This is a genomic window from Pseudoxanthomonas sp. LjRoot125, assembly GCF_964252705.1.
Lineage (GTDB): Bacteria > Pseudomonadota > Gammaproteobacteria > Xanthomonadales > Xanthomonadaceae > Pseudoxanthomonas_A.
In genome coordinates this window covers 585,623-611,344 of the sequence record NZ_CAXUOY020000001.1, presented here as the reverse complement: position 1 = coordinate 611,344, position 25,722 = coordinate 585,623, and the positions used below count along the sequence as shown (strand labels likewise).

The following is a 25,722-nucleotide window of genomic DNA, read 5'->3' as shown; positions in this document are numbered from 1 at the left end:
CGGGACGACGCGGGCCATTCGCTACAATGGGCGCATGAGCGAAGACACCCCGACCGCCCCGCTGCCGCCCTGCGACCTTGCGATCATCGGCGGCGGCGCCGGCGGCGTGCTGGTCGCGATGCAGGCCTTGCGCCAGGCCACGACGCCACTGCGCATCGTGATGATCGAGCCTCGCGGCACGCTCGCGCAGGGCGTGGCCTATGCGACGACGCATGGCGAGCACGTGTTGAACGTGCCGGCGGCACGGATGAGCGCGTTCGACGACCGGCCCGCGGACTTCCTCGACTACGTCGTGGCCACCACGCCGCCCGGCGGCCCTGATCGCGACACGCTGGCGCATGCATTCATCGAGCGTCGGCGCTACGGCGACTACCTGCGCGTCCGGTTGGGCGAAGCCATCGCGGCAAGCCCGGCGGCGCTGCACGTGGTGCACGACCGCGTCACCGAACTCGACCCCGAGGTCGATGACGCGACGCTGCGCCTCGAAACGCACGGCGCCTTGCGTGCGAAGGGCGTCGTGCTGGCGGTAGGCAATACGCCCAAGCCGCTGCCGGCGCGGGGCGCGCCGCAGTTGCCTGCAGGCCGTTCGTTGGCCGCATGGGATTTCGATGCGATCAAGGCGATCCCGACCGACGCCGACCTGTGCATCGTCGGCTCCGGCCTGAGCATGGTCGATACGGTGCTCAGCCTGGCCGACAACGGCCACGGGGGCGCGATCCATGTGCTCTCGCGGCACGCCCTGCTGCCGCTGCCGCATTGCCACGGACCGGCCGCCACCTACGACCCCGCACCGCTGCAGGCGATGGATCTGCGCGCGCGCATGCGCTTCCTGCGCAACGCGGCCAAGCAGGCGGTGGCCGACGGTTTGCCCTGGCAATCGGCAATGGAGCGCATCCGCCCGCACGTCCAGGCGTTGTGGCAATCGCTTTCGGTGCCAGACCAGCGCCGTTTCCTGCGCCACGTGGTGCGCCAGTGGGACGTGCATCGCCACCGCATCGCGCCCGAGGTGCATGCCCGTCTGCAGGCGCTGGTCGAACGCGGCCAGCTGCGCCTTCATCGCGGTCGGCTGGATACGGTGATGGCCGAAGGACCTCGTTTGCGCGTCAGTACGCACGCACGCGACGGCCGTATCGACGAGTTCGACGTCGACTATGTGGTCAACGCCACCGGCGTGGAAATGCGCGCGCAGACCATGCGCAGCCCGTTGCTACACGACCTGCTCGGCAAGGGCCATGCGCAAGCCGGACCGCATGGCATCGGCCTGAAGGCCGCGCGCGACGGCCGGATGGTCGATGCACAGGGCGCATCGCAGCCACGGGTGTTCATCCTCGGCAGCCTGCGCATCGGCTGCGTGTGGGAGAGCATCGCCATCCCCGAATTGCGCGGCCAGGCCGAAACCGCGGTGCGCGGGCTGCTCGGACCGGACGCCACCTGAGCGCACGCCACGCAGTACACTCGGCGACGGCGTGAGCGCCGGGGGAGAGGGCGTTGGTTTCCAGCTGGATCCTGCTGTTGGTGTCGATCGGCTACGCCGCGCTGCTGTTCGGCGTGGCGTGGTGGGGCGACCGCCGCCCGATGTACCCCGACCGCCCGTGGCTGCGCCCGGTGGTCTACAGCCTGGCGCTCGCCGTGTACTGCTCGTCGTGGACGTTCTACGGCGCAGTCGGCAGCGCGGTCCGCAACGGCCTGGGCTATCTGCCGATCTACCTCGGCCCGGTCCTGTTGCTGCTGTTCGGCTGGCGCATCATCGAGCGGCTGGCGCTGATCGCGCGCAGCGAGAATACCGTCTCGATCGCCGACTTCATTTCCTCGCGTTATGGCCGCTCGCGGCGACTGGCCGCCTTGGTCACGGTGATTGCGCTGATCGGCGTGGTGCCTTACCTCGCCCTGCAGTACAAGGCCGTGGCGATGAGCCTGAGTGTGCTCAGCGGTGAAGGCGGCGACAGCGCGCACGGCTTCTTCACCGATCCGGCGCTGTACGTCGCCTTGCTGATGGCGCTGTTCGCCGCGCTGTTCGGCACCCGCCAGGTCGATGCCACCGAACACCATCACGGCATGATGCTGGCGATCTCGCTGGAGTCGGTGGTCAAGCTGGTGGCGATGATCGCCGTCGGTGTATTCGCCTACCTGTGGCTGGATGGCAATGAGATCCGGGTGACGGACTCGGCACGCACGCTGTTCGAGAACGCGCCACCGGTGGGCTTCATTGCGCAGACCTTGCTCGGCTTCCTCGCCATCGTCTGCCTGCCGCGCCAGTTCCACGTCGCGGTGGTGGAATGCAGCGACGTGGGCGATATCCGCAAGGCGCGCTGGCTGTTCGGTGGCTACCTGGCGCTGTTTTCGCTGATGGTGGTGCCGGTGGCGGCCGCCGGCGTGGCGTTGTTCGGTGGCAGCAGCGTGGCCGACGACAGCTATGTGCTGGCGCTACCGCTCGCCGAAGGCCGCACAGCGCTCGCCATCGTCGCCTACGTGGGCGGCTTCTCGGCGGCGACCGGCATGGTCATCGTGGCGAGCATCGCGCTGGCCACGATGGTCAGCAACGATCTGATCATGCCGGTGCTGCTGCGCCGCGGCTGGGCCGAGCACCATGCGGAAGCCGACGTCGCCTCGCGTGTGTTGTGGATCCGCCGCGTGGCGATCCTGTTGCTGGCACTGACGGCCTACACCTACTACCGCAGCAGCAGCAACGACAGCACCCTGGCCTCCTACGGCCTGATGGCCTTCGCGGCCGTCGCGCAATTCGCGCCGGGCCTGATCGGCGGCCTGTACTGGCGCGGCGCCAGCCGGCGCGGCGTGGAGGTCGGCATGGTGCTCGGCTTCGCCACATGGATCTACACGCTGCTGCTGCCGACGATGACGCAGGCCGGCTGGTTCGACATGCACTGGCTGCACAGCGGGCCGTTCGGCATCACGTGGCTGCGGCCACAGCAGCTATTCGGCCTGAGCGGCTGGGACACGCTGACACACGGCACGTTCTGGTCGCTGCTGGTCAACACCGGCGCGATGATGATCGTGTCCGCGCGCTCGCGCCCCGGCGTCGATGAACGCCTGCGCGCCGCGCCTTTCCTCGATCCGTACGCGCAGCGTCCTGCGCTGGTCGCGGGTGAATGGCCCGGCAGTGTGCGCGTGGGCGACCTTCGCACGCTGGCCGAACGCGTCGTCGGCGAACGCCATGCCCGTCGCGCCTTTGCCGAACAGGCGCAATTGCTGGAGCGCGAGCTGCAACCGAACGCACCCGCCGACCGCGCCTGGGTGCAGTTCACCGAGCGCCTGCTTGCCGCAGCCATCGGTGCCGCTTCGGCCCGCATCGTGCTGACCAGCGTGCTGCGTGGCTCGGGCATGGAGTTAGGCGAAGTGGTGGCGGTGCTCGACCAGGCCGGGCAGGAACTGCGCTTCAACCGCGAGATCCTCTCCACCACGCTGGAGAACATCAGCGCCGGCGTCAGCGTGGTGGACCCGGAGATGCGCCTGGTCGCATGGAACCGGCGTTACCAGCAGATGTTCGGTTATCCGGAGGGCATGCTGTACGTGGGCCGGCCGGTGGCGGACCTGATCCGCTACAACGCCGAGCGCGGCGAGTTGGGCGAAGGCGACATCGATGCGCAGATCAACAAGCGCATCCGCTACATGCGCGCGGGTTCTCCCCACATCTTCGAACGCGTACGTGCCGACGGCCAGGTGATCGAGATGCGCGGCCAGCCGCTGCCCGGTGGCGGCTACGTGACCAGCTACAACGACATCACCGATTTCAAGCTCGCCGAATCGCTGCTGCTTGAAACCAACGAGACGCTGGAGCAGCGCGTCGCCGAACGCAGCCAGGCCGCCGAACACGCGCAGCAGTCACGCACGCGTTTCCTGGCCGCGATCAGCCATGACGTGCTGCAGCCGCTCAACGCGGCACGACTTTTCGTCAGCGCCTTGCGCGACAGCGAGCAAGGCGCCGATGCACAGGCACAGGAGCGACAACACCTCGCCGAACGCGTGGATGCGTCGCTGCGCGCGGCGGAAGAATTGCTCGACGGCCTGCTGGACGTCTCGCGCCTGGACGCCGGCGGCCTGCAGACGCAGATCACCGATTTCGATGCGGGCGAGCTCCTGCGCGAACTGGCCGCGCAGTACGCACCCGTCGCCGCCGGCCGTGGCTTGAAGTTGCGCGTTCACGCGCGCGCCATCCCGGTGCGTAGCGACCGCCGCCTGCTGCGCCGGGTGCTGCAGAACTTCCTGGCCAACGCGCTGCGCTATACACGCGAAGGTCGCATCGTGATCGGCATGCGCGCACGCGGCGAACAGGTCGTGCTACAGGTGTGGGATACCGGGCCGGGCATTCCCGACAACCACATGCGCCAGATTTACGACGAGTTCCACCGCTACCAGCAGCCGTTCGACTGGGGTGAACGCGGCCTCGGCCTGGGCCTGTCGATCTGCCAGCGCATCTCGCGCCTGCTGCAGCACGAGCTGGATGCGCGCAGCAAGGTGGACCGCGGCAGCATGTTCTCGATCGTCGTGCCCCGCGGCACCCAGGTCAGCGAGCGCCGCACGTCTTCACGCCGCGCGGCCCTGGCAAGTGATTCGCTGGCGGGCCTTCGCGTGCTTTGCGTGGACAACGACCGCGAGATCATCGATGGCATGCGTGCGCTGCTGGGCCGCTGGCAAGTGGAGGTGATCTCGGCCACCACCGTGGACGAAGCGCTGGAGAAGATCGCCGAACATCCCGCCGTGATGCTGGTCGACTACCACCTGCACGATCGCCTCGATGGCCTGGCCACGCTCGACGCCCTGCGCGCCGCCAGCCCGGGCCCCATCGCCGGCGCCCTGCTCACCGCCGACGGCCGCGACGAGCTGAAGCGCGAAGCCCGCGAGCGCGGCTATCGGTTGCTGACCAAACCGGTGAAGCCGGCGTCACTTCGTGCGTTCCTGGCAGCCCATCACGTTGCACCCCCTCACCCCGCTCCCGACCAGGACGCCGATACCGCCCCGGCAGCGGGGTGATAAACCGTTAGCACCGCGTCATTGGCGGATATACCGTGGCCAGACCATGCTCTTTCAGAGGGGACATCACGGCCAACCGGTTGATAGTGCGGAATATCCTCCGTTGACGAGCCAGAGCATGCGGCTGAATACTCTGCGTTATTCCCCGCTTTTGGGGTCTACTAGGCGTTAGGTGTGCGATGGGGATAAACGTCTACTGGAAGGATGAGCGCGGCGATATCCTCGCGACCGTTGAGGACTCGGATGCACTTGCTCAAATGAGCAGCCTCCTGTTTCGGCAAACCGGCAGCGCTTGCGTGCGGTTCATAGATCCAGCGGGGGATGCCTGCTTCAACCAACTCCAGATTCCGGTGCTGGCATCGGAGATTCGCAGCCTGCTTCCAGCCATTGGCAATCCCCGTTGGCAAAGCCATCTTCAGACGGTACTTTCGCTAGTAGAGGGGGCGTCCAAGTCTCATACCTATGTGTGGTTCCAGGGTGACTAGCCGCACGCCTAACAATTCATTCAAGCCGAACCCGCTTCGCGGGTCGGCTTAATTCAGGCGTTAGGCAGCATGGACATAGATCAGGTTGCCGTTGTTGAGATCGATCAAGAGGGGCGCTTGCTTGTTGCGCCAGCAACCCACGAGTTCCCGTTCGCGTACCGCGAGGCAATGGAGGTGTCATGGGACTCAGCCACCCGGACACTCGGCTCCCCGATTCCGCGAGAATGGAGCTACGGCCGTTGGTTTCAAATAATCCAATCGGTCGCATCTGCGCAAGGGGTAACGCTTGTGTTGGGTTCCAGCACCCGCTGGGTCAACGTGCCTGCCGATATCCAGACCGACATCTCGGAGGCAGCGGTTCATGCTGCCTAACAGTTCCGTAAGGAGCTTCCCGTCAAGCCCGGGTACATGACGCTCTTGCCTGTAGCTTGAAGGCCGTTGCTGTTCTCAGGTTGTCGTTTGATGCTGCGGTGCTGCCAGTGCGATTCGGATTCAACGGTTGCCAGACTGCATTTCCGTAATCGGTCTTGTTGGGCGTTTTGGTACTCGCCCGGACCAGGGTAAAAACCGCGCCCGGAGGCCTCTTTCATTCATCGGTTTCGCCCATGCCCCAGGGATCAGCTTTGGCATGCGGTGGCGCCGAACAGTTAGTCAGGCTCTCTCCAGGTGGGTCTGACCCGTTGTCTACCGTGCTCGCTCGGGCGGTGAAAGCTGTTGTGAATCAGGCCGTTTGGAACGGCCGTGTGCTTCGCGGTCGCTGCACCATCGGGTGCTTCAGCCACGCGTGTGCGTCGTAGTCCTCCTCGCGTGCCAGCATCGCCCACAGCTGGCGTGCGTGTTTGTTGGCGATGGCGACCAGCACTTTGCCAAACGGCAATCGCGCGACCAGATCGCGGATCCACAGCTGTTCTGGCGTGGCCTTCTCGATGGCGACCGCCTTGGCGCGCTGCAGGCTGCTGCGGGCGCCCTGGATCAACAAGGTTCGAAGATAGCTATCGCCTCGACAGCTGATCGTACCCAGTCGCGATTTTCCACCGCTGGAATGCTGTGTCGGCGCCAGTCCCAACCACGCCGCCATCTGGCGACCGTTCTTGAACTCGCGCGCATCGCCCACCGTCGCCACCAGGGCGTCGGCGGTCAGCGCACCAACACCGATGACCTGGCGCGCACGAACGCACCGGATGTCTTTCGAAGCCGTCGACGCGATGGCTGCATCGCACGCCACAATGCGCTCAATCACTGTCTTCCAATGCAGTGCGAGGTCGTCGATCAGGTGCAGTAGCGCACCCGGTAGTTGATCGCGGATCGCCAGATCACCCACGGCGTGCCGCAGCGCCTGATCCTGTCGGGCCACGACCACACCGAACTCGGCCAGCAGGCCACGCAGTCTATTGCTGGTGGCCAAGGCCTCGACCTTGTAGCCTTCCCGCACCCGATGCACCGCCAGCCGCGCCTGCTGGTCGATGGATTTCACTGGCACGAAGCGCATGTTGCCTTGCCGGGCGGCGGTCGCTATGGCTTCGGCGTCGTTCCGGTCGTTCTTGGCTGTTCGGCTCTTGCGAAACGGGGTCACGAACTGTGCAGCGATCAGCTTGGGGACGAGCCCCAGGCTCAGGCAATACCGCGCCCAATGGTGCGCGCCGCTACAGGCTTCCATGGCCACGACGGTACCCGCGGGCAACTGCGCTAACCATGACCCTAGGGCGTCGCGTCGCAGGTCGCGTCGCTGCCGGACGTGTCCAGCGGCATCCAGCTCGCAGGCCGAGAACACCAGTTTTGCCAGGTCAATGCCAATGGTTATAGTGGCCACGGGAGACTTCTCCTCTGCGTTGATTGAGTCGCAACCCAATCATGGCCCTCGAGGCCGAACGGCAGTGCCGTCGGAGGGGAAGTCTCCTTTTTACTCATTCAAGCCGAACCCGCTTCGCGGGTCGGCATGATTCTGGCGTTGGACCGCAGGAGAAGCATCGTGAAAGATGAGCTCAGAAGCGCACTGGCCGGCATCCTTTCCGGAGTCGTCACCAGCTGCCTGTCCGTGCCTGCCATGGGCGCCACGGCTGCGATAGCCATGCCGTCCGGATGGTCCGTCGCGCTATGGAGCGCTCTCGTGGTATTCGGCCTTGGCGGTTTTCTGCCTGCACTGATGGTCCACGCTTCAGCACTGCTCGTTGCGCGGGCCAATGCGCTTATTGCACTCGCCAGCTTCTGCATTGCCGTGATCGCAACGATCGCCGTCTTGGCCGGCCTCACCTATGCGGGCGGTGCCCTCGCCGCGTCCGTTGTTGGCGCGATTGCAGCCACTCTTGCTGCCAGCACGCTGAGGTCTGACAGCTCATTCCGGACCCGCTTCGCGAGTTGGCTTGGTTGGGGAATTGATGTCCCATGAACTTGATCGAAATATTCGTCCTGTTCGGCGGCGGCTACCTTTGCGGCCTTTCGCTTGGCTCCGGATTCGCTTTCCAATCCATCCGCAAGCTCTTCACGTACTCATGGAATGCGAAGAGAGAGGCGGTCTGGATCGCCCTCGCAATGCCGAACATCCTGATCTGCACGCTGATGTCCGTCTTCCTGGTAGGCGCCCTGGTGGTTGGCGATCAACCTGGGCGCGCTGACTTCTGGCAACGCTTCGCCTGCTACGCTCTCGGTATCCTGGCGGGCAGCGTCCTGGTCTTCGCTGCCGTACACCTGTTCAATATTCGCGCTCACCACACCTCCAAAGTTGCAGGGCCTGACGGCGCTCCCCGCGGACCCGCTGAGTAGTCAGGGCAAGGCGGCTCCGTGCCAGTCGGTCGGCGAGCTCGCGGAACATTGCAGGATATGGCGAACGCGCCTGAAGGAAGGAACACATGATCGAGCTTCCCAAGAAGGATCCCTGCGACCTGTGCGTGGCGGCACGCGATGAACAATGGAAGATCATCGATGAAAGCGAGCATACGCTGACCGTCATCAATCCGTGGCAGTTCGAAACCGGCCAGTGCTGCGTCATCACGCGCCGGCATGTGACGACGCTGCTCGATCTTTCCGACGCCGAGTGTTCGGCCATCATGGCCTCGGCCAAGCGGGTCGCGGAGGCACTCGTCAGTGCGTATCAACCGTTGGGAATACTGACGTTCCAGAACAATGGCGTTTACAGCGGACAAGAGACGCCACACTTCCATTTCCATGTCGTGCCTCGACAGAAAGGAAGTGACTGGGGCATCGGGCCGCCGCAACTCGCCACCTTCGACGGCGCGGGCCGTGAAAGGGGCACCACGCACGACCGGAGCGACGATGCGGCGCGGATGGCACGGGTTCGCGTTCCGGTCGACCAGCTTGTCGAGACCGTGAAGCGGGTCCGCTCGCATCTGCCGCCCCCATGAACGTCTCCCGCAAGACCGCGCGCATCCTCGGTGCTGTTGCCATCGTCGGCATCCTGTTGCAGCAGGCGTTCAACAGCGTCGTCTGCTATGACCACGCGTGGGTGGCGTATCTGCGCGCCGTGGGGTTCTTCCTGCTCATCCCGCTGCTGCCCGCACTGGTTTCGCTAGTCACCGCCAATCCGCTGCGTGCGGTCGGCGCCTGCCTGCTCTTGTGCCCGTGGCTCGGCTTCGCGTACTACACCGACTGCGTCCGCCCCTATGCCGGCGGCGGCGCGTCGATGATCTATGTGGCGGTCCTTTTCTGGGGGACGCCGTGCGCGCTGTTAGGGGCCCTGCTCACCGGTCCGCTGCTGCGGCTCGTCGGCATCCGTGTGGAAGGGCGCTGACGCGACGGCTGCAGTGCGGTCCCAACCTTACCGGACTTACTCGCCTTCTTCCGGCGGCAGCACCAGGCCGTCCGGATCCACCGCGAGGCGACCGGCGGCAAGCACCGCCTGGGTCCGGTTGGTGACGTGGAGCTTGCGCAGGATGGCAGTGACGTGCGCCTTGATGGTGGCTTCGGACACGCCCAGGTCGTAGGCGATCTGCTTGTTGAGGCGACCGGCACCGAGCATCTGCAGCACCTTGAACTGCTGCGGCGTCAGGTCGCGCAAGCGCTGCGCGGTTTCCTGTTCGTCGCGGGAAGTCGCCGGAGCGCTGAGCGCTTCATCGGGCACCCAGCGTTCGCCATCCAGCACGGCACCGATGGCCTGGCCGATGGTGTCCGAATCGGCCGACTTCGGAATGAAGCCCAACGCACCGTGATCGAGCGCGCGACGCATGACCGCCGGCTCTTCGCGCGCCGACACGATCACCACCGGCAGCTGCGGATGCAGCGCGCGCAGGTGTACCAGCGCATTGAAGCCATGCGCACCGGGCATGTTGAGGTCCATCAGCAGCAGGTCGGCATCCGGGTGTGCATCGACCAGCACGTACAGCGCATCGACGCTGTCGGCCTCGTGCAGTTTCACGCCGGGCATCACCCGTTGCACGGCGCCGCGCAGCGCCTCACGGAACAGCGGGTGGTCGTCGGCGATCAACAGGGTGGGCATGGCAGTGCGATCCATCGTGATGGGAAAGGGTAATCCTTGATGCGTTGCCTGCACAGGGCGGCGCGTCCCGCCCCGTGCAGCCCGTCCGCCCTCCCCAGCAGCCGGGTTACTTCACCTTGCGTTCGGCGACGAGCGACTCGACCACCGACGGGTCGGCCAGCGTCGAGGTGTCGCCGAGCTGCTCCGGCGCGTTCTCGGCGATCTTGCGCAGGATACGGCGCATGATCTTGCCCGAACGCGTCTTCGGCAGGCCCGGCGCCCACTGCAGGTGATCCGGCGTGGCGATCGGGCCGATCTCCTTGCGCACCCAGGCCACCAGCTCCTTCAGCAGCTCGTCGCTCTGCGCTTCGCCGGCCTTCAGGGTGACGTAGGCGTAGATGCCCTGGCCCTTGATGTCGTGCGGGAAGCCGACCACGGCCGCTTCGGCCACCTTCGGGTGCGCGACCAGCGCGCTTTCCACTTCGGCGGTACCGATACGGTGGCCGGAGACGTTGATGACGTCATCGACGCGGCCGGTGATCCAGTAGTACCCATCGGCGTCGCGACGGCAGCCGTCGCCGGTGAAGTAGGTGCCCGGATACGTGCGGAAGTAGGTGTCGATGAAGCGCTGGTGGTCGCCGTACACGGTGCGCATCTGGCCCGGCCAGGAATCCAGCAGCACCAGGTTGCCTTCGGTGGCGCCGTCGAGTTGCTCGCCGTTGGCGTCGACCAGCGCCGGCCGCACGCCGAAGAACGGCAGCGTGGCCGATCCGGGCTTGAGGTCGACCGCGCCGGCCAGCGGGGTGATGAGGATGCCGCCGGTCTCGGTCTGCCACCACGTGTCGACGATGGGGCAGCGAGCATCGCCGACCACGTCGTAGTACCAGCGCCAGGCTTCCGGATTGATCGGCTCACCGACGCTGCCGAGCAGGCGCAGCGACGCGCGCGAGGTCTTCTTCACCGGCGCTTCGCCCTCGCGCATCAGCGCGCGGATCGCGGTGGGCGCGGTGTAGAAGATGGTGACCTTGTGCTTGTCGATGACCTCCCAGAAGCGCGACACGCTGGGGTAGTTGGGCACGCCCTCGAACATCACCGCGGTGGCGCCGTTGGCCAGCGGGCCGTAGACGATGTAGCTGTGGCCGGTGACCCAGCCCACGTCGGCGGTGCACCAGTAGATGTCGTCTTCGCGCAGGTCGAACACGGCTTCGTGCGTGTAACTGGCGTACAGCAGGTAGCCGCCGGTGGTGTGCAGCACGCCTTTCGGCTTGCCGGTGGAGCCGGAGGTGTAGAGGATGAAGAGCGGGTCCTCGGCGTTCATGCGCTCGGGCTCGCACTCGGCCGGCTGCGCATCGACGACGGCATCGAACCAGCGGTCGCGCGGCATCTGCATGTCCACCGCGCCGCCGGTGTGGCGAACCACGAGCACGGTCTCGACGGAATGGGTGCCCGGCAGCTTCAACGCGGCATCCACGTTCGCCTTCAGCGGGACCTTCTTGCCACCGCGCAGGCCTTCGTCGGCGGTGATGATCAGCTTGCTGGCGCAGTCGGACACGCGGTCGGCGATCGAGTTCGGCGCGAAGCCGCCGAACACCACCGAGTGGATGGCGCCTATGCGCGCGCAGGCCAGCATGGCGACGGCCGCATCAGGGATCATCGGCAAGTAGATGGTGACTCGGTCGCCCTTCTGTACGCCGAGTGCGCGCAGCGCGTTGGCCAGCTTGCAGGTGCGCTCGTACAACTCGCGATAGGTCACGCCATAGGACGGCGAATCCGGACCATCGGGTTCGAACAACAACGCGACCTTGTCGCCGCGTTCGGCCAGCTGACGGTCCAGGCAGTTGACGCTCGCGTTGAGCTCGCCGTCGGCGAACCAGCGGATGCGGAAATCGTCTAGCGCGTAATTGACGTCCTTGATCTGGGTCGGCTTCTTGAACCAGTCGAGGCGTTCGGCGGCCTTGCCCCAGAAAGCGTCCGGATCATCGATCGAGGCCTGGTAATCGCGCTGGTACTGCTCGCGCGTGATGCGGGCCTTGGCCGCGAATTCCGGCTTGACCGGATACAGGTCAGTCATGAGGTCCTCCCGGGACGTTCAAGTGATGCGTCGATTCTGAGGCATGGACGACGGCCGGGCGAGGCGGTGATGCGCGTCGCGTGGCATGTCCGACGCAGCGAGTTTGACGCATACGACCGTGCGGCATCGCAGCATCCGGCTTAGACGATGGTCTTAAAGCACGGGCTGTACGCACTGCGGCCGAACGTCGCACCCCTTTGCTGGCAAGGGTTTGAGTCCATCACGGTGCGGTTACGACTAATGGCGAATAGGCGCTGCCGGCATGCAGGCGCAAGTCTCCATCAGCCGCGTAACGCGGCCATCAACCTTTCGGGAGGGGTTATGACCCAACGTTCCGCACTCATGGCGCGACGGCCACTGGCCGCTGCGCTTTTCATCGCCTTGATCGCGCCGGGGATGGCGTTCGCACAGACCGCCAAGGAGAAGGCGCTGGAAGCACGCGTGGCCGACCTGGAGCGCCAGGTACAGCTGCTGCTGTCCGCGCAGCAACAGCAGCAGACGCAGATCACCACCACGCAGGAGCAGGTGACCCAGGTGCAGGCCAAGCAGGCCACGGCACCGGCCGCCTTGCCCGCCGGCAAGCAACCGATCCAGAACACCACCATCCTGACCGCGTCCAATCCGGGGAGCACGTTCTCCTACGGCGGTTTCATCAAGATGGACGCGATGGTCACCGACACCAGCGACGGCCGCATCGCCGATGGCTCGTCGGGCCGCCTGTTCTACGTGCCCAGCACCATCCCGGTCGGTGGCCCGACCGCCGACGGCGGCGACGCTTATGCCGACTACCACGCGCAGTTCTCGCGCTTCTGGCTGAGTGCTGACCATGTGACCGAGGGCGGCGACAAGCTGAAGGGCTTCGTCGAGATGGATTTCTTCGGCGGCGGCAGCAACGCGCTGGCCGGCAACGAGACCGCGACCAACACGTACGCCGTCACCCTGCGCCATGCGTACGTCAGCTGGAACAACTGGCTGGCCGGCCAGACCTGGTCCAACTTCATGGATGCCGCCGCGCTGCCGGATGCGGTCGACTTCGTCGGCCCGACCGATGGCACGATCTTCGTCCGCCAGGCCCAGTTGCGCTACACCAAGGGCCCGTGGTCGTTCTCGATCGAGAACCCGCAGACCACCGTCACGCCGTATCTTGGCGGCACGCGCTTCAACAGCGGCGACAACGCCGCGCCGGACGTCACCGCGCGTTGGCTGACCAAGGGCGACTGGGGCCACTTCACCGTCGCCGGCATGGTGCGCCAGTTCAAGGTGCTGGACGAAACCGACACCGGTGGCTCGGTCAGCGTGTCGGGCAAGTTCAACCTCGGCAAGAGCGATGACCTCCGCTATGCGGTGAACGCCGGCCAGGGCATCGGCCGTTACCTCGCCTTCGGCGTGGGCAGCGACGTGGTGACCGAAGCCAACGGCGACATCAACGCGCTGGACGGTTACGGCGGCTTCGTCGCCTGGCGCCATGTGTTCAGCCCGAAGGTGCGCACCAACCTGATGTACTCCGCCTCGCACTTCGACAACGACGCCGGCATCACCGGCTTCGGCGTCACCGAGCGCACGCAGTCGATGCACGCCAACATCATCTATTCGCCGTTCCCGAAGCTGGACCTGGGCGCCGAACTGATCTACGGCCAGCGTTCGCTCGAGGATGATCGCGAAGGCGACCTGAAGCGTCTGCACACGTCCGTCAAATACACATTCTGAGGGGAATGCACATGAGTTCCACGTCTGCGCAGCATTCGTCGTCGGGCGAGCTGACGAAGGGCCACAAGAAGGTCATCTTCGCTTCCAGCCTCGGCACCGTGTTCGAGTGGTACGACTTCTATCTCTACGGTTCGCTCGCGGCGATCATCGCCAAGCAGTTCTTCAGCGGCGTCAATCCGACCACCGGCATGATCTTCGCGCTGCTGGCGTTCGCGGCGGGCTTCTTCGTCCGTCCGTTCGGCGCGGCGTTCTTCGGCAGCCTGGGCGACCGCATCGGCCGCAAGTACACGTTCCTGGTCACCATCCTGATCATGGGCATCTCGACCTTCCTGGTCGGCGTGCTGCCCAACTACGCATCGATCGGCATGGCGGCACCCGTCATCCTGATCGTGCTGCGCCTGGCCCAGGGCCTGGCGATGGGCGGCGAGTACGGCGGCGCGGCGACCTACGTGGCCGAGCATGCGCCGGACGGCAAGCGCGGCCTGTACACGGCCTTCATCCAGACCACCGCGACGCTGGGCCTGTTCCTGTCGCTGCTGGTGATCCTGGCTTGCCGCCTGTCACTGGGCACCGAGGCGTTCGAAGCCTGGGGTTGGCGCATTCCGTTCCTGGCGTCGATCATCCTGCTCGGCATTTCGGTGTGGATCCGCCTGCAGTTGAGCGAATCCCCGCTGTTCCAGCAGATGAAGGCCGAAGGCAAGGGCTCGAAGACACCGTTCCGCGATTCGCTGAAGGGCGGCAACCTGAAGCTGATGCTGCTGGTGCTGTTCGGCGCCACCGCCGGCCAGGCCGTCGTCTGGTACGCCGGCCAGTTCTACGCGCTGTTCTACCTGCAGAGCATCCTGAAGGTGGATTCCACCGTCGCCTACCTGCTGATCGCCGCCGCGCTGTTCCTCGCCACGCCGTTCTTCCTGTTCTTCGGCTGGCTGTCCGATCGCATCGGTCGCAAGAAGATCATCATGGCGGGCTGCCTGCTGGCCGCGGTGACCTACTTCCCGATCTTCAAGGGCATCACCCACTTCGCCAATCCGGGCGTGGAAGAAGCCAGCCGCAACTCGCCGGCCGTGGTGGTCGCGGACAAGAACACCTGCTCCTTCCAGTTCGACCCGATCCCGGGTACGCGCAAGTTCACCAGTTCGTGCGACCAGGCCACCGCCGCCCTCGCCCGTGCCGGCGTGCCGTACAGCGTGGAATCGGCCGCGCCGGGCACGTTGGCGCAGGTCCGCGTCGGCGAAGCCTCGGTGGCGTCGTTCGAAGCCGCCGGCCTGTCCGGCGACGACGTGAAGGCCAAGACCGCCGCGTTCGGTGGTGAACTGAAGACGGCGCTGGGTGCGGCCGGTTACACGGAGAAGGCGCCGACGGATCGCATCAATGTGCCGATGACGATCTTCCTGCTCTGGATCCTGGTGATCTACGTGACCATGGTGTACGGCCCGATCGCCGCCTACCTGGTCGAGCTGTTCCCGACGCAGATCCGCTACACCTCGATGTCGCTCCCGTACCACATCGGCAATGGCTGGTTCGGTGGCTTCCTGCCGGCGATTTCCTTCGCACTGGTGGCGGCCACGGGCAACCTGTACTACGGCCTGTGGTACCCGATCGGCATCGCCGTGATGACGCTGATCATCGGCACGCTGTTCCTGCGCGAGACGAAGGACGTCGACATCACGAAGTAAACGCTCCTCCCCGGGCCGGTCCCTCCCAGGACCGGCCACCTCGACGCCGGCCCCCGTGGCCGGCGTCTTCTTTTGTGCGACGCGCGGCGGGATAAGCTGGGATCTTCATCCCGCCGGAGTTGCGCCATGCCCCTGGTCACCGTGACCGTCCGCAAGCCGAAGGACGCGGCCTTCAAATCGTCCGTGCTCGATGCGGTGCATGCCGCGCTGGTCGCCTCCGGCGTGCCGGCGACCGACCGTTTCCAGCGCGTGCTGGAGCTGTCCGACGAAGACTTCCGCTACGACCCGGCCTACCCCGATGTCGCCGGCGCACGCGACGAAGACTTCGTGCTGATCGAGATCCTGTGGTCGGTCGGGCGCAGCGTGAAGGTGAAGAAGGCGCTGCTGGCCGACCTGATGCAGCGCCTGCAGGCGGCGGGGCGGAATCCCGAGAACGTCATGGTCTGCTTCAAGGAAACGACCTGGGAGAACTGGGCGTTCGCCGGTGGCCGCCTGATCCACACCTGAGGCGGATCACTGCGGAGGTGCCGCGAGTTCCTTCGCGCTGAGGAAGCCGTCGCGGTCCACGTCCTGGCGCCGGAAACGCTCGGCCAACTGGGCGAGATGCGCCTCGCGGGTGATCGGCTTGCCGCGCCCGCCCGGCAATTCGTCCACCGAGAGCACGCCATCGCGGTTGCGATCCATGCCCTCGAAGGCGTAGCTCATCCAGGCCTGGTACTCGGCCAGGCTGACGCGACCATCGCGGTCGGTGTCCATCCGCGCGAGGTAGTCGCCGGTGGCGGTGACCTGCGCCTGCGCAGCACAGGGCGAGCAGAGGATGGCGAGCAGGAGAAGGCGGGAGCGCATGACGGCATTGTAGGGCGATGTCGCGCATGTCGGCCGCGGGATGGATTCAGGTACGCTGCACCGGCACCTCCCCGCACCGCCCCTGATGAACCTGACCGCTTCTCCCGCCGCGACGACGCCCGTCGCGCTGTTCGAACTGGACCGCGCCACCGTGGTGCGCGGCGCCACCCGCGTGCTGCACGACCTGTCGCTGCGGATCCCGCTGGGCCAGCACACCGCCATCCTCGGGCCGAATGGGTGCGGCAAATCCACCTTCATCAAACTGATCAGCCGCGAGCTGTATCCGCTCGCCCGCGAGGGCGATGCGCCGGTGAAGGTGTTCGGCCTGCGCCGCTGGAACGTGAACGAGCTGCGCAATCGTCTCGGCGTGGTGACCAGCGACCTGACCCGCGACCTCCAGCAGATGCCGTACCTGCGCGTGGAAGATGCGGTGATCACCGGCTTTTTCTCCAGCTTCGTCGTGCCGCCGCACCGGCAAGTGGACGCCGAGATGCGCGCGAAGGCGCGCCACGCCCTGGAACAGGTGCGCGCAACGCCGTTGGCGGACCGCCAGGTGGCCGAGCTGTCCACCGGCGAGATGCGGCGGGTGCTGATCGCACGCGCGCTGGTGCACGAACCCGAAGCGCTGTTGCTGGACGAACCCACCGCGGGGCTGGACCTGGTGGCGCGGCGGCATTTCCTGGGCCTGATGCGCAGCCTCGCGCAGCGCGGCATCACCCTGGTGCTGGTCACGCACCACATCGAAGAGATCATTCCGGAGATAGACCGCGTGCTGTTGCTGCGCGATGGCGCGGTCTGTGCGGACGGCGACCGTGCGGGCACGCTGACCGAGGCGCAGCTGAGCCATGCCTTCGGTGGTCCGGTGCAGGTGCGCCAGGAAGGCGAGTACTACGGAGCCGTGCCCGGCCATGCCTGAACTACCCGAAGTCGAGACCACCCGCCGCGGGCTGGCGCCGCACGTGGAAGGCCGACGCATCCAGGTGGTGACGCTGCGCCGGCCCGACCTGCGCTGGCCGATCCCGCCCGAGGTCGCGCGCGACCTGCCCGGCCAGCGCATCCAGGCCGTGCGCCGGCGTGCGAAGTACCTGCTGATGGATACCGAAGCCGGGAGCGCGCTGCTGCACCTGGGCATGTCCGGCAGCCTGCGCGTGCTGCCGGCCACCACCCCGGTGACGGCGCACGACCATGTCGACATCGCCCTGGACGACGAGCACGGCAACGCAGGCCGCGTCTTGCGCTTCAACGACCCCCGCCGCTTCGGCTCGCTGCTGTGGCAACCCCCGGGCGAAGTCCACCCGTTGCTGCAAGGACTGGGGCCGGAACCGCTTTCAGACGCCTTCGACGGCGATTACCTGTTCGACCTGAGCCGCGGGCGGAAGGCCCCGGTGAAGACCTTCCTGATGGACCAGGCGGTCGTGGTGGGCGTGGGCAACATCTACGCCGCGGAGAGCCTGTTCCGTGCAGGCATCTCGCCGCTGCGCGCGGCCGGCAAGGTGTCGCGCGAGCGTTACGTGGCGCTGGCCGGGGCCGTGAAGGAGATCCTGGCCTACGCGATCACCCGCGGCGGCACCACGTTGCGGGATTTCCTGAGCCCGGATGGTGCACCCGGCTACTTCGAACAGGAGCTCTCCGCCTACGGCCGGGCCGGCGAACCCTGTCCCCGCTGCGGCCGACCGATGAAGCAGGCCAACATCGGCCAGCGGACCACGGTCTGGTGCGGCCATTGCCAGCGCTGAGCCGTCCGCCCGTGCCGTTGGGTGGATGTCCGACCTTCGTCGAATAACGTTATATTCGCGCCCTTGGCTTCGTGGGGAACACGGATGGCGGACGCACCCGACATTACGCTCTGGCTGGACTCGGCCCGCAGCGGCGATCGCGCCGCGCTGGACCGCGTGCTGGCCACGCTGTACCAGGAATTGCACACCATGGCCCGCCGGCAGTTGTCGGGCCAGCACGGCTACACCCTCGATGCCACCGCGCTGGTGCACGAGTCCTACCTGAAGTTGCTCGGCTCGACCGGCACGGCCAAGTTCGAGGACCGCGCGCACTTCTTCGCCTATGCCGCCTCATCGATGCGCAGCGTGGTGGTCGACTACGCGCGCAGCCGCCTGGCACGCAAGCGCGGCGGCGACCTCAAGCGCGTGGCCGATATCCCGGAAGAAGTGGAAGGCAACCTGCGCCTCGACGAGGACATGCTGGCGCTGAACGATGCGCTGGAAAAGCTCGCCGCTGCGGACGAGCGCCTGGCCCAGGTGGTGGAAATGCGGTATTTCGCCGGCCTGTCGGAACTGGAAATCGCCGAGCTGTTGCAACGCTCCGAACGCAGCATCCGTCGCGACTGGCAGAAGGCACGCATGTTCCTGCTGTCGGCCATGCAGGACAGCTGAGCCCGCGCTGCACACCGCCCGATGGACGTCGAACGCTGGCAACGCCTGTCACCGCTGCTGGACGTCCTGCTGGAGCTTGACCCGGAGGCACGCGCGCAGCAGTTGGAGATCCTGCGCGCGGACGATCCCGAGACCGCGCGCGAACTCGAGAAGCTGCTCGCCCTGGAAGAGGAAGGCGACGATTTCATCGACCAGCCACTGGTCGACAAGCCCGGGCAGCTGAAGCCCGGCATCCGCATCGGCCCCTATCAGCTGGAATCGTTGCTCGGCGAAGGCGGCATGGGCATGGTCTGGCTGGCCTCGCGCGCAGATGGCCTGTACCAGCGCCGCGTCGCCCTGAAGTTGCTGCGTCCCGGCTTGGCCGACCCCAACCTGCGCCTGCGCTTTACCCGCGAGCGCGAAATCCTCGCGCGGCTGGAGCATCCCAACATCGCGCGCCTGCTCGACGCCGGCATCGGCAGCGAGGGCCAGCCGTATCTCGCACTGGAGTACGTCGAGGGCGTATCGATCACCGACTACTGCCAGGCCAACAACATCGGCCTGGAAGAGCGACTCACGCTGTTCCTGCAGATCTGCGAAGCAGTCAGCCATGCGCACGCGAACCTGATCGTCCACCGCGACCTGAAACCGTCCAACATCCTGGTGACGCCGGGCGGCGACGTGCGCCTGCTGGACTTCGGCATCGCCAAGCTGCTCGACGATCCCGAGCCCGCGCCCGTGCACCCGCGCACCGAAGTACGCGCGTTCACGCTGCACTACGCCGCGCCGGAACAGGTGCGCGGCGAACTGGTCACGACGATGACCGACGTCTATTCGCTGGGCGTCGTGCTGTACGAACTGATCGCCGATACCAAGCCGTATCGCCTGCGCCGGCAGACCGACGCCGAATGGGAACAGGCCATCCTGGCGGTGGAACCACTCAAGCCCTCGGTCGCCACGCTGCGCACCACCGACGGCAGCCGCAGCCGGTGCCCGGACGCGCGCCGCAACGCGCGCAAGCTGGTAGGCGATCTCGACAACATCGCGCTGAAGGCACTGCAGAAGCTGCCCGAGCACCGCTATCCGTCGGTGGAAGCGCTCTCGCAGGACCTGCGCCGCCACATGGAGGGTCGCCCGATCCAGGCGCGCCCGCAGAGCGTGGGCTACCACCTGCAGAAGTACCTGGTGCGGCACCGCTGGGCCCTCGCGGGTGGCGGGCTGGCTGCCACCGTGCTGGTCGCCGCGCTGGGCATGAGCCTGTGGCAGGGCCGCCAGGCGATGCGCGAAGCCGCGCGCGCGCAGGCCATGCAGGACTTCGTCATCGGCTTGTTCGACAACGCGGGCGCCTCGCAGCAGGGCAACACGTTCGACGCGCGGGAACTGCTGGCAGCCGGCGAGCGCCGCGGCGAGCGCGAGCTCGCCAACCAGCCGCTGGCGCAGGCCGAACTGCTGGGCGTGATCGCCCGCCTGCGCCTGGGCCTGGGCGACTACCACGAATCGCTGGCCCTGCTGGAGAAACAGTCACGCGTGCTCGCCATCGCCGACGACGCGCCGGACAGCTTGCGCCTGCAGGCGGCGACCCAGCACGGCCGGGTCTTGCGCCTGCTGGGTCGATCGCGCCAATGCGTGCAGGCGATGGCGACGATGGAAGCGCGCCTGACCACGTTGCAGTCGCGCCTGCCGCTGGCCGTGGCGGAGTTCCAGTCGCAGAACGGGCGCTGCCGTGCCGATGCCGGCGAGAAGCAGCTGGCGCGACAGATGTTCGACCGCTCGCTGACGATCCGCCGCAACCTGAAGGACGAGGCCGGCGTGGCCGAGAACCTGCGCGACCTGGCCCAGCTGGACGTCGAACTGGGCAATGCCGATGCGGGCGTGCGCGGCTACCGTGCGGCGCTGGCGCACCTGCAGGCGCATGGCCATGCGCGCCATCCGCTGGCGGTGGAGATCCAGCGCAGCCTGGCCCTGCTGTACCGCAACCGCGGCGAGACCGACGCGGCGCTGGCCTCGTTCCAGCGCGCGCGCGAATTGGCGGAAGACATCCACGGGCCGCGCCATCCGCTGACGCAGGCGTTGCGCCGGCATATCGCCGCTGTCCAGGTCGATCTGGGCCAGCTCGAGGAAGCCGACGCCGAACTGCGCCGCCTGCATGCGATGACCCTGGAGTCGCTGGGCCCCAACCATCGCGATGCCGCCTCCAGCTGGAACTCGATGGGCATCATCGCGTGGGAGCGCGGCGACTACGACACCGCAGTGCGCGACGTGGCGCGGGCGGTGGGCATCTGGCGGGCGAACGAGAGCTTCCAGATCCTGCCGGGCGGCCTGTTCAACTACGGCATGGTGCTGCACAGCGCGGGACTTTACGACGACGCGCTGGCCGCGCTCGAGGAATCACGCGAGATGCGGGTCTCCACGATCGGCGCCAGCCATGCCCTGATCGGCGAGACGGATCGCATGATCGGCGAGGTGCTCGCCTCCAAGGGCGACCTGGTCGGCGCCACCGAACGTTTCGATCGCGCAGTGCGACTGACGCGTGTGGGCTTCGGCCCGGAGCATCCGCGCACGTGGTTCGCGGAACTCTCGATGGCCCGCCACCTGACCCGGCTGGGGCGCCCGCAGGACGCGATCGCGCCGCTCGAAGCGCTCGCGCGCCACGACGGCAGCGGTAGCGAGGCCCCGAAGCTGCGCTGGCTGTCGCGCGCCTACCTGGCCGAAGCGCGCTGCAAGATAGGCGAAAAGGAACGCGCACGGCGCGAGCTCGATGCCCTGGCCGGCGAACTGCGTACCGCGCTGCCCGACGGCGGCATCATCCCGCGAGAAATCGCGGACCTGCGTGTCGCCTGCCGCTGACGCGGCTCACGCCAGCGGCAGCCCCGGCTGCAGGGGCTCGATGCGACCCTCGCCACGTGCGATCTTCTTGAACTCGGCACGGCTCACCGACACATAGCGCTCGTTGCCGCCTATCTCGACCTGCGGACCATCCTGCACGGCCAGGCCCTGCTCATTGACGCGTACCGTCATGATCGCCTTCTTGCCCGTGTGGCAGATGGTCTTGATCTCGCTCATTTCATCGGCCCAGGCCAGCAGGTACTGGCTGCCTTCGAACAATTCACCGCGGAAGTCGGTGCGCAGGCCGTAGCACAGTACCGGGATGCGCAACGCATCCACCACCTCGCTCAACTGCCAGACCTGCGCGCGGCTGAGGAACTGCGCCTCGTCCACCAGCACGCAGTCCAGCTTGCCGTGGGCCGTGATGTCGTCGCGGATCCAGCGCTCGAGATCGTCGTCGCGCTCGAATGCCACCGCATCGGCGCGCAAGCCGATGCGCGAAGCCACCACGCCGGCGCCGGCGCGGTCGTCCAGCCGCGGGGTGAGGATCGCCACCCGCATCCCGCGCTCACGGTAGTTGTGTGCCGATTGCAGCAGCGTGGTGGTCTTCCCGGCATTCATCGCCGAGTAGTAGAAATAGAGCTTGGCCATGCGCGGATTCTACCGCGCGGCGTCACTTGTCCTTGCCATCCGGCGGGTCGGCCGGTTCCGCCGGCACGTTCTCGAGCTCACCCACCTTGACCCGCCCCTTGAGCGGCGCTTTCCAGATCGTATCCTGCAGCTGCCAGTACTTTTCGGGTTGCCAGTACTGGGGCGCGTAGTACTCCTCGCCGGTCAACGTCATCCCCGTGCCCGCCAGCGGACCCGTGAACGGGACGATGGTGAGATTGCCGACGAAACCAACCCGACTTCCCGTTCCCCGGCGCTGCTCGCGACGAAGGATCTTCTCCAACCTGGGCTTGGCGGCATCGTCGCCGTACTCGGCCATGAGCGCCTGGCCCCGCGAAAGCGCATCCTGCTGCTCGGCCGCGTCGAGTGCGCTCCAGATGCCCTCACGCCGCACCAGGAAGTCGTGGTACAGCCGTTCCGCCGCGATGTCCATCCAGGCATAGGCCAGCGACCTGTCCGTCGCGACCCCGATGCCGTTCCAGTACATCTCGGCGATCATCGCCTGCGCCGGCTTGTCGCCGTAGTACGCGGCCCGCCTGAATTCGGCCAGCGCAACCGCGTAGTCCTTCTTCTCGTACGATCTGACACCCTCGGCGCGCCAACGCAGGTCCGGATGGGCGGCGAGGAAGCCTTCGGTCAGCACCGCCGGATCGATCCTCGCCTCCTGCGCGACCGCCGGCACGGCCGCCAGGCCCAGGGTGACCGCGAGCACGAGGCATCGGAAGGCATTCATGGCGCGGGCCTGCATTCGGCGGCGGGAATGAACGCCATGCTAGGAGAAGCCGCGCGCCGTTGTCTGTAAACTGATGGCCTACGCACTCGCACGTCCCATGCACGGTCTCAACCCCCCCCAACGCGCCGCCGTCCTTCACAGCAAGGGCCCTTTGCTGGTGCTCGCGGGCGCCGGCAGCGGCAAGACGCGCGTGATCGTGGAGAAGATCGCGCACCTGATCGCCGGCAACCACTTCCCGGCACGGCGGATCGCAGCGATCACCTTCACCAACAAGTCCGCCAAGGAAATGCGCGAACGCGTGGCCAAGCGGATCAAGGGCGATGCGGCCGAAGGCCTGACGATCTGCACCTTCCACGCGCTGGGCCTGAAGTTCCTGCAGATCGAACATGCTGCCGTGGGTCTGAAGCGCGGGTTCTCCATCTTCGACGCCGACGACGCCAGCGCGCAGGTCAAGGACCTGATGTACGGCGCCAAGCCCGACGATGTCGAGATGGCGAAGAACCTGATCTCGCGCGCGAAGAACGCCGGCCTTTCGCCCGAAGAGGCCCTGGCCGAAGCGCGCACCAACCGCGAGAAGGAAGCCGCGCTGCTGTACCAGCGCTACCAGGACCGGTTGACCACGTTCAACGCCGTGGACTTCGACGACCTCATCCGCCTGCCGGTGCAGGTGCTCGAGAGCAACCCGGAAATCACGGCAGCGTGGCGCGAGCGCATCGGCTACCTGCTGGTCGACGAATGCCAGGACACCAACGACGCGCAGTACCGCCTGTTGAAGGCGATCGCGGGCGAGCGCGGCGATTTCACCTGCGTGGGCGACGACGACCAGAGCATCTACGCCTGGCGCGGCGCCAACCCGGACAATCTGCTGCAGATGGCGAAGGATTACCCGGCGCTGCAGATCGTCAAGCTGGAGCAGAACTACCGCTGCAGCAATCGCGTACTGCGCGCAGCCAATGCACTGATCGCCAACAATCCGCACGAGCACCCCAAGAAGCTCTGGAGCGACCAGGCCGACGGCGAGCGCATCCGTGTATGGGAATGCCGCGACAACGAGCACGAGGCGGAGAAAGTCGCCGCCGAGATTTCGTTCGTGCACGCATCGAAGAGCGCGGCGTGGAGCGACTTCTGCATCCTGTTCCGCGGCAACCACCAGTCGCGCGCGCTGGAGAAGGCGCTGCAGCTGCTGCGCATCCCCTACCACCTGACCGGTGGTACCGCGTTCCTGGAGCGCCAGGAAGTGAAGGACGCGCTGTCCTGGCTACGCTTGTTGGTGAATCCCGACGACGATGCGGCGTTCCTGCGCGCAGTGCAGTCGCCCAAGCGCGAGGTCGGCGCCACCTCGCTGGCCAAGCTCGCCGAAATGGCGCAACACGCACACCTGCCGCTGTCGCGCGCCGCCGAATCGATGGGCGCGCTGAAGGCGCTCTCGCCACGCGCCGCCAATGGATTGAGCGCCTTCGTCGACATCCTGCGCGACCTGCGCCGGCATGCGGAGGAATTGCCGCCGGCCGATCTCGTCCGCCGGCTTAGCGAGCGCTCCGGCCTGTTGGCTGACCTGCGCTCCCAATGCAAGGACGAAGCCTCGTTCCAGCGCCGCCGCGCCAACCTGGACGAGCTGGCGGACTGGTTCGAAGGCGGACCGCGCGGTAGTTCGGCCGGTGATCTCGCCGCGCAGCTCGCGTTGTTGTCGCGCAACGACAAGGACGACGGCGGCAACCAGGTACGCCTGATGAGCCTGCATGCCGCCAAGGGCCTGGAATTTCCCTACGTGTTCATCGTCGGCTGCGAAGATGGCACGTTGCCGCACGAGACGAGCGTCGAGGAAGGCAACCTGCAGGAAGAGCGTCGCCTGATGTACGTGGGCATCACCCGCGCCAAGCTGCAGCTCTGGCTGAGCCACAATCGCGAGACGCGTCGCTTCGGCGAGCGCCTGCGGCTTCAACCCAGCCGCTTCATCGACGAACTGCCCGCCGACGAACTGCAACGCGACGGCGCCGATCCGGTCGCCGATGCCGAACGCAAGAAAGAGCGCGCCAGCGCCGGGCTGGCCGCCATCCAGGCGATGTTCGACTGAAGCCGTGCCCACGCCGCGCGCGACGCGGTACGCTTGGCCGGCATCCACGGGAGCACAGACGATGACGCGCAACAGCCGGATCTGGTGGCTGGTGGGTTTCCTGATCGCCCTGGTCGGCGTGGGCTTCCCGTACTGGCAGGCGCCCTCCGCGATGACGGCCCTGCCCGGCGCGTTCTATGGACCCGGGCTTGCCGCGATCGCCGTGGTCGCGATGATGCTGCGGGCCTTCGGCACCGGGCGCTTCGTTTCGCTCTGGCTGCTGATCGCCGCAGCCGCACCTGCGGCGGTGCTGCTGCGGATGTTTGTCGGCGACACCGCCGGCACGCCGATGTCGTGGCCTCGCGAACTGCTGATCGCATCGGCGCTGGGGCTGGCGGCATCGCTGGTCGGCGCCCTGATCGGCAGCCTGCTCCTGCTGCGCAGCAGCCGTAGACCGAACTGACCCCAGAGGTTCCGCGATGACCACGACGCTCTCCACCATCCGTCAGATCGCCATCACCGTAAGCGACGTCGACGCGGCGCTGACCTTCTACCGTGATGCCCTTGGCCTGGCCTTCCTGTTCCAACCCGCGCCGACGCTGGCATTCCTGGACGCCGGCGGCATCCGCGTGATGCTGACCACGCCGCAGGGCGCAGGCGCGGTGGGCGCCAACTCGATCCTCTACTTCAGCGTGCAGGACATCGAGGCCACGCAGGCCGCGCTCGTCGCGCGTGGCGCCACCGAGGAACGCGCGCCCCAGCTCGCCGCACGCATGCCGGACCATGCCCTGTGGACCGGTTTCCTGCGCGATCCGGACGGCAATCTCGTGGGACTGATGGAAGAGAAGCGCTGAGCACATGCCGAGGACGCA

23 protein-coding genes are annotated in these 25,722 nt (G+C 66.8%); 17 read left to right on the top strand and 6 right to left on the bottom strand.

The window, feature by feature from the left end; translation table 11 throughout:
- The first annotated feature begins 34 nt into the window (after positions 1 to 34).
- The 3 genes from ACSION_RS02655 (at position 35) to ACSION_RS02645 (ending at position 5,846) form a co-directional block, all read left to right on the top strand.
- A complete protein-coding gene (locus ACSION_RS02655) occupies positions 35 to 1,435 on the top strand; it encodes an FAD/NAD(P)-binding protein (protein ID WP_435304722.1) in 1,401 nt (466 codons plus the stop codon).
- A 53-nt stretch (positions 1,436 to 1,488) separates the two neighbouring features.
- A complete protein-coding gene (locus ACSION_RS02650) occupies positions 1,489 to 4,989 on the top strand; it encodes a hybrid sensor histidine kinase/response regulator (protein ID WP_435304721.1) in 3,501 nt (1,166 codons plus the stop codon).
- A 554-nt stretch (positions 4,990 to 5,543) separates the two neighbouring features.
- Positions 5,544 to 5,846 carry a hypothetical protein gene (locus ACSION_RS02645; RefSeq protein ID WP_435304720.1) on the top strand — a complete coding sequence of 101 codons (303 nt, stop codon included), beginning with the start codon at positions 5,544 to 5,546 and terminating at the stop codon, positions 5,844 to 5,846.
- Between the two features lie 349 nt (positions 5,847 to 6,195).
- On the opposite strand, the gene ACSION_RS02640 is transcribed toward ACSION_RS02645, so the two are convergent.
- Positions 6,196 to 7,284 carry an IS110 family transposase gene (locus tag ACSION_RS02640; protein WP_213605433.1) on the bottom strand — a complete coding sequence of 363 codons (1,089 nt, stop codon included), beginning with the start codon at positions 7,282 to 7,284 and terminating at the stop codon, positions 6,196 to 6,198.
- Positions 7,285 to 7,443: 159 nt separating this feature from the next.
- Between ACSION_RS02640 and ACSION_RS02635 the strand changes: the two genes are divergently transcribed.
- The 4 genes from ACSION_RS02635 (at position 7,444) to ACSION_RS02620 (ending at position 9,219) form a co-directional block, all read left to right on the top strand.
- Positions 7,444 to 7,860 carry a hypothetical protein gene (locus ACSION_RS02635; RefSeq protein ID WP_435304719.1) on the top strand — a complete coding sequence of 139 codons (417 nt, stop codon included), beginning with the start codon at positions 7,444 to 7,446 and terminating at the stop codon, positions 7,858 to 7,860.
- Complete coding sequence (locus ACSION_RS02630) at positions 7,857 to 8,234, top strand: hypothetical protein (RefSeq protein ID WP_435304718.1); 378 nt, start codon at positions 7,857 to 7,859, stop codon at positions 8,232 to 8,234. Before ACSION_RS02635 ends, ACSION_RS02630 begins: the two co-directional genes overlap by 4 nt.
- A gap of 86 nt (positions 8,235 to 8,320) precedes the next feature.
- A complete protein-coding gene (locus ACSION_RS02625; RefSeq protein WP_435304717.1) occupies positions 8,321 to 8,833 on the top strand; it encodes an HIT family protein in 513 nt (170 codons plus the stop codon).
- Positions 8,830 to 9,219: a Na+:solute symporter gene (locus ACSION_RS02620; protein WP_435304716.1), complete on the top strand. Its 390-nt coding sequence runs from the start codon at positions 8,830 to 8,832 to the stop codon at positions 9,217 to 9,219. Before ACSION_RS02625 ends, ACSION_RS02620 begins: the two co-directional genes overlap by 4 nt.
- A 36-nt stretch (positions 9,220 to 9,255) precedes the next feature.
- Here ACSION_RS02620 and ACSION_RS02615 read toward each other — a convergent pair whose 3' ends face one another.
- On the bottom strand, positions 9,256 to 9,924 hold the full coding sequence (locus ACSION_RS02615) for a response regulator transcription factor (RefSeq protein ID WP_435304715.1): 669 nt from the start codon (positions 9,922 to 9,924) through the stop codon (positions 9,256 to 9,258).
- A 106-nt stretch (positions 9,925 to 10,030) separates the two neighbouring features.
- Complete coding sequence (gene acs / locus ACSION_RS02610; RefSeq protein WP_093489309.1) at positions 10,031 to 11,974, bottom strand: acetate--CoA ligase; 1,944 nt, start codon at positions 11,972 to 11,974, stop codon at positions 10,031 to 10,033.
- Positions 11,975 to 12,295: 321 nt separating this feature from the next.
- On the opposite strand from acs, the gene ACSION_RS02605 reads away from it, so the two are divergent.
- From ACSION_RS02605 to ACSION_RS02595, 3 genes are all read left to right on the top strand, one after another.
- Positions 12,296 to 13,681, top strand: a complete 1,386-nt coding sequence (locus tag ACSION_RS02605; RefSeq protein ID WP_435304714.1) for a DcaP family trimeric outer membrane transporter — start codon at positions 12,296 to 12,298, stop codon at positions 13,679 to 13,681.
- An 11-nt stretch (positions 13,682 to 13,692) separates the two neighbouring features.
- The gene (locus tag ACSION_RS02600; protein WP_435304713.1) at positions 13,693 to 15,357 is read left to right on the top strand and encodes an MFS transporter; all 1,665 of its coding nucleotides are present in this window, start codon (positions 13,693 to 13,695) and stop codon (positions 15,355 to 15,357) included.
- Between the two features lie 126 nt (positions 15,358 to 15,483).
- A complete protein-coding gene (locus tag ACSION_RS02595; protein WP_435304712.1) occupies positions 15,484 to 15,864 on the top strand; it encodes a tautomerase family protein in 381 nt (126 codons plus the stop codon).
- Between the two features lie 6 nt (positions 15,865 to 15,870).
- On the opposite strand, the gene ACSION_RS02590 is transcribed toward ACSION_RS02595, so the two are convergent.
- Positions 15,871 to 16,203, bottom strand: a complete 333-nt coding sequence (locus tag ACSION_RS02590) for an EF-hand domain-containing protein (RefSeq protein ID WP_435304711.1) — start codon at positions 16,201 to 16,203, stop codon at positions 15,871 to 15,873.
- Between the two features lie 85 nt (positions 16,204 to 16,288).
- On the opposite strand from ACSION_RS02590, the gene ACSION_RS02585 reads away from it, so the two are divergent.
- The 4 genes from ACSION_RS02585 to ACSION_RS02570 all read left to right on the top strand — a co-directional run bounded on the left by ACSION_RS02585 (position 16,289) and on the right by ACSION_RS02570 (position 21,416).
- Entirely contained in the window at positions 16,289 to 17,119 is an 831-nt protein-coding gene (locus ACSION_RS02585; RefSeq protein WP_435304710.1) for an ABC transporter ATP-binding protein, read from the top strand.
- Positions 17,112 to 17,939 (top strand): bifunctional DNA-formamidopyrimidine glycosylase/DNA-(apurinic or apyrimidinic site) lyase, encoded by an 828-nt coding sequence (gene mutM, locus ACSION_RS02580; protein WP_435304709.1) that lies wholly within the window; start codon positions 17,112 to 17,114, stop codon positions 17,937 to 17,939. The genes ACSION_RS02585 and mutM overlap by 8 nt, the downstream gene beginning before the upstream one ends.
- Positions 17,940 to 18,023: 84 nt before the next feature.
- Positions 18,024 to 18,590 (top strand): ECF-type sigma factor, encoded by a 567-nt coding sequence (locus ACSION_RS02575; RefSeq protein WP_093489295.1) that lies wholly within the window; start codon positions 18,024 to 18,026, stop codon positions 18,588 to 18,590.
- 21 nt (positions 18,591 to 18,611) lie between these two features.
- A complete protein-coding gene (locus tag ACSION_RS02570; protein WP_435304708.1) occupies positions 18,612 to 21,416 on the top strand; it encodes a protein kinase domain-containing protein in 2,805 nt (934 codons plus the stop codon).
- A gap of 6 nt (positions 21,417 to 21,422) precedes the next feature.
- On the opposite strand, the gene ACSION_RS02565 is transcribed toward ACSION_RS02570, so the two are convergent.
- Positions 21,423 to 22,046 carry a thymidine kinase gene (locus ACSION_RS02565; RefSeq protein WP_435304707.1) on the bottom strand — a complete coding sequence of 208 codons (624 nt, stop codon included), beginning with the start codon at positions 22,044 to 22,046 and terminating at the stop codon, positions 21,423 to 21,425.
- A 22-nt stretch (positions 22,047 to 22,068) separates the two neighbouring features.
- On the bottom strand, positions 22,069 to 22,812 hold the full coding sequence (locus tag ACSION_RS02560; RefSeq protein ID WP_435304706.1) for a sel1 repeat family protein: 744 nt from the start codon (positions 22,810 to 22,812) through the stop codon (positions 22,069 to 22,071).
- Positions 22,813 to 22,894: 82 nt separating this feature from the next.
- Between ACSION_RS02560 and ACSION_RS02555 the strand changes: the two genes are divergently transcribed.
- The 3 genes from ACSION_RS02555 (at position 22,895) to ACSION_RS02545 (ending at position 25,704) form a co-directional block, all read left to right on the top strand.
- A complete protein-coding gene (locus ACSION_RS02555) occupies positions 22,895 to 24,871 on the top strand; it encodes a UvrD-helicase domain-containing protein (RefSeq protein ID WP_435304705.1) in 1,977 nt (658 codons plus the stop codon).
- Between the two features lie 61 nt (positions 24,872 to 24,932).
- Complete coding sequence (locus tag ACSION_RS02550; protein ID WP_435304704.1) at positions 24,933 to 25,313, top strand: hypothetical protein; 381 nt, start codon at positions 24,933 to 24,935, stop codon at positions 25,311 to 25,313.
- 16 nt (positions 25,314 to 25,329) lie between these two features.
- Entirely contained in the window at positions 25,330 to 25,704 is a 375-nt protein-coding gene (locus ACSION_RS02545) for a VOC family protein (RefSeq protein ID WP_435304703.1), read from the top strand.
- Positions 25,705 to 25,722: the final 18 nt, after the last annotated feature.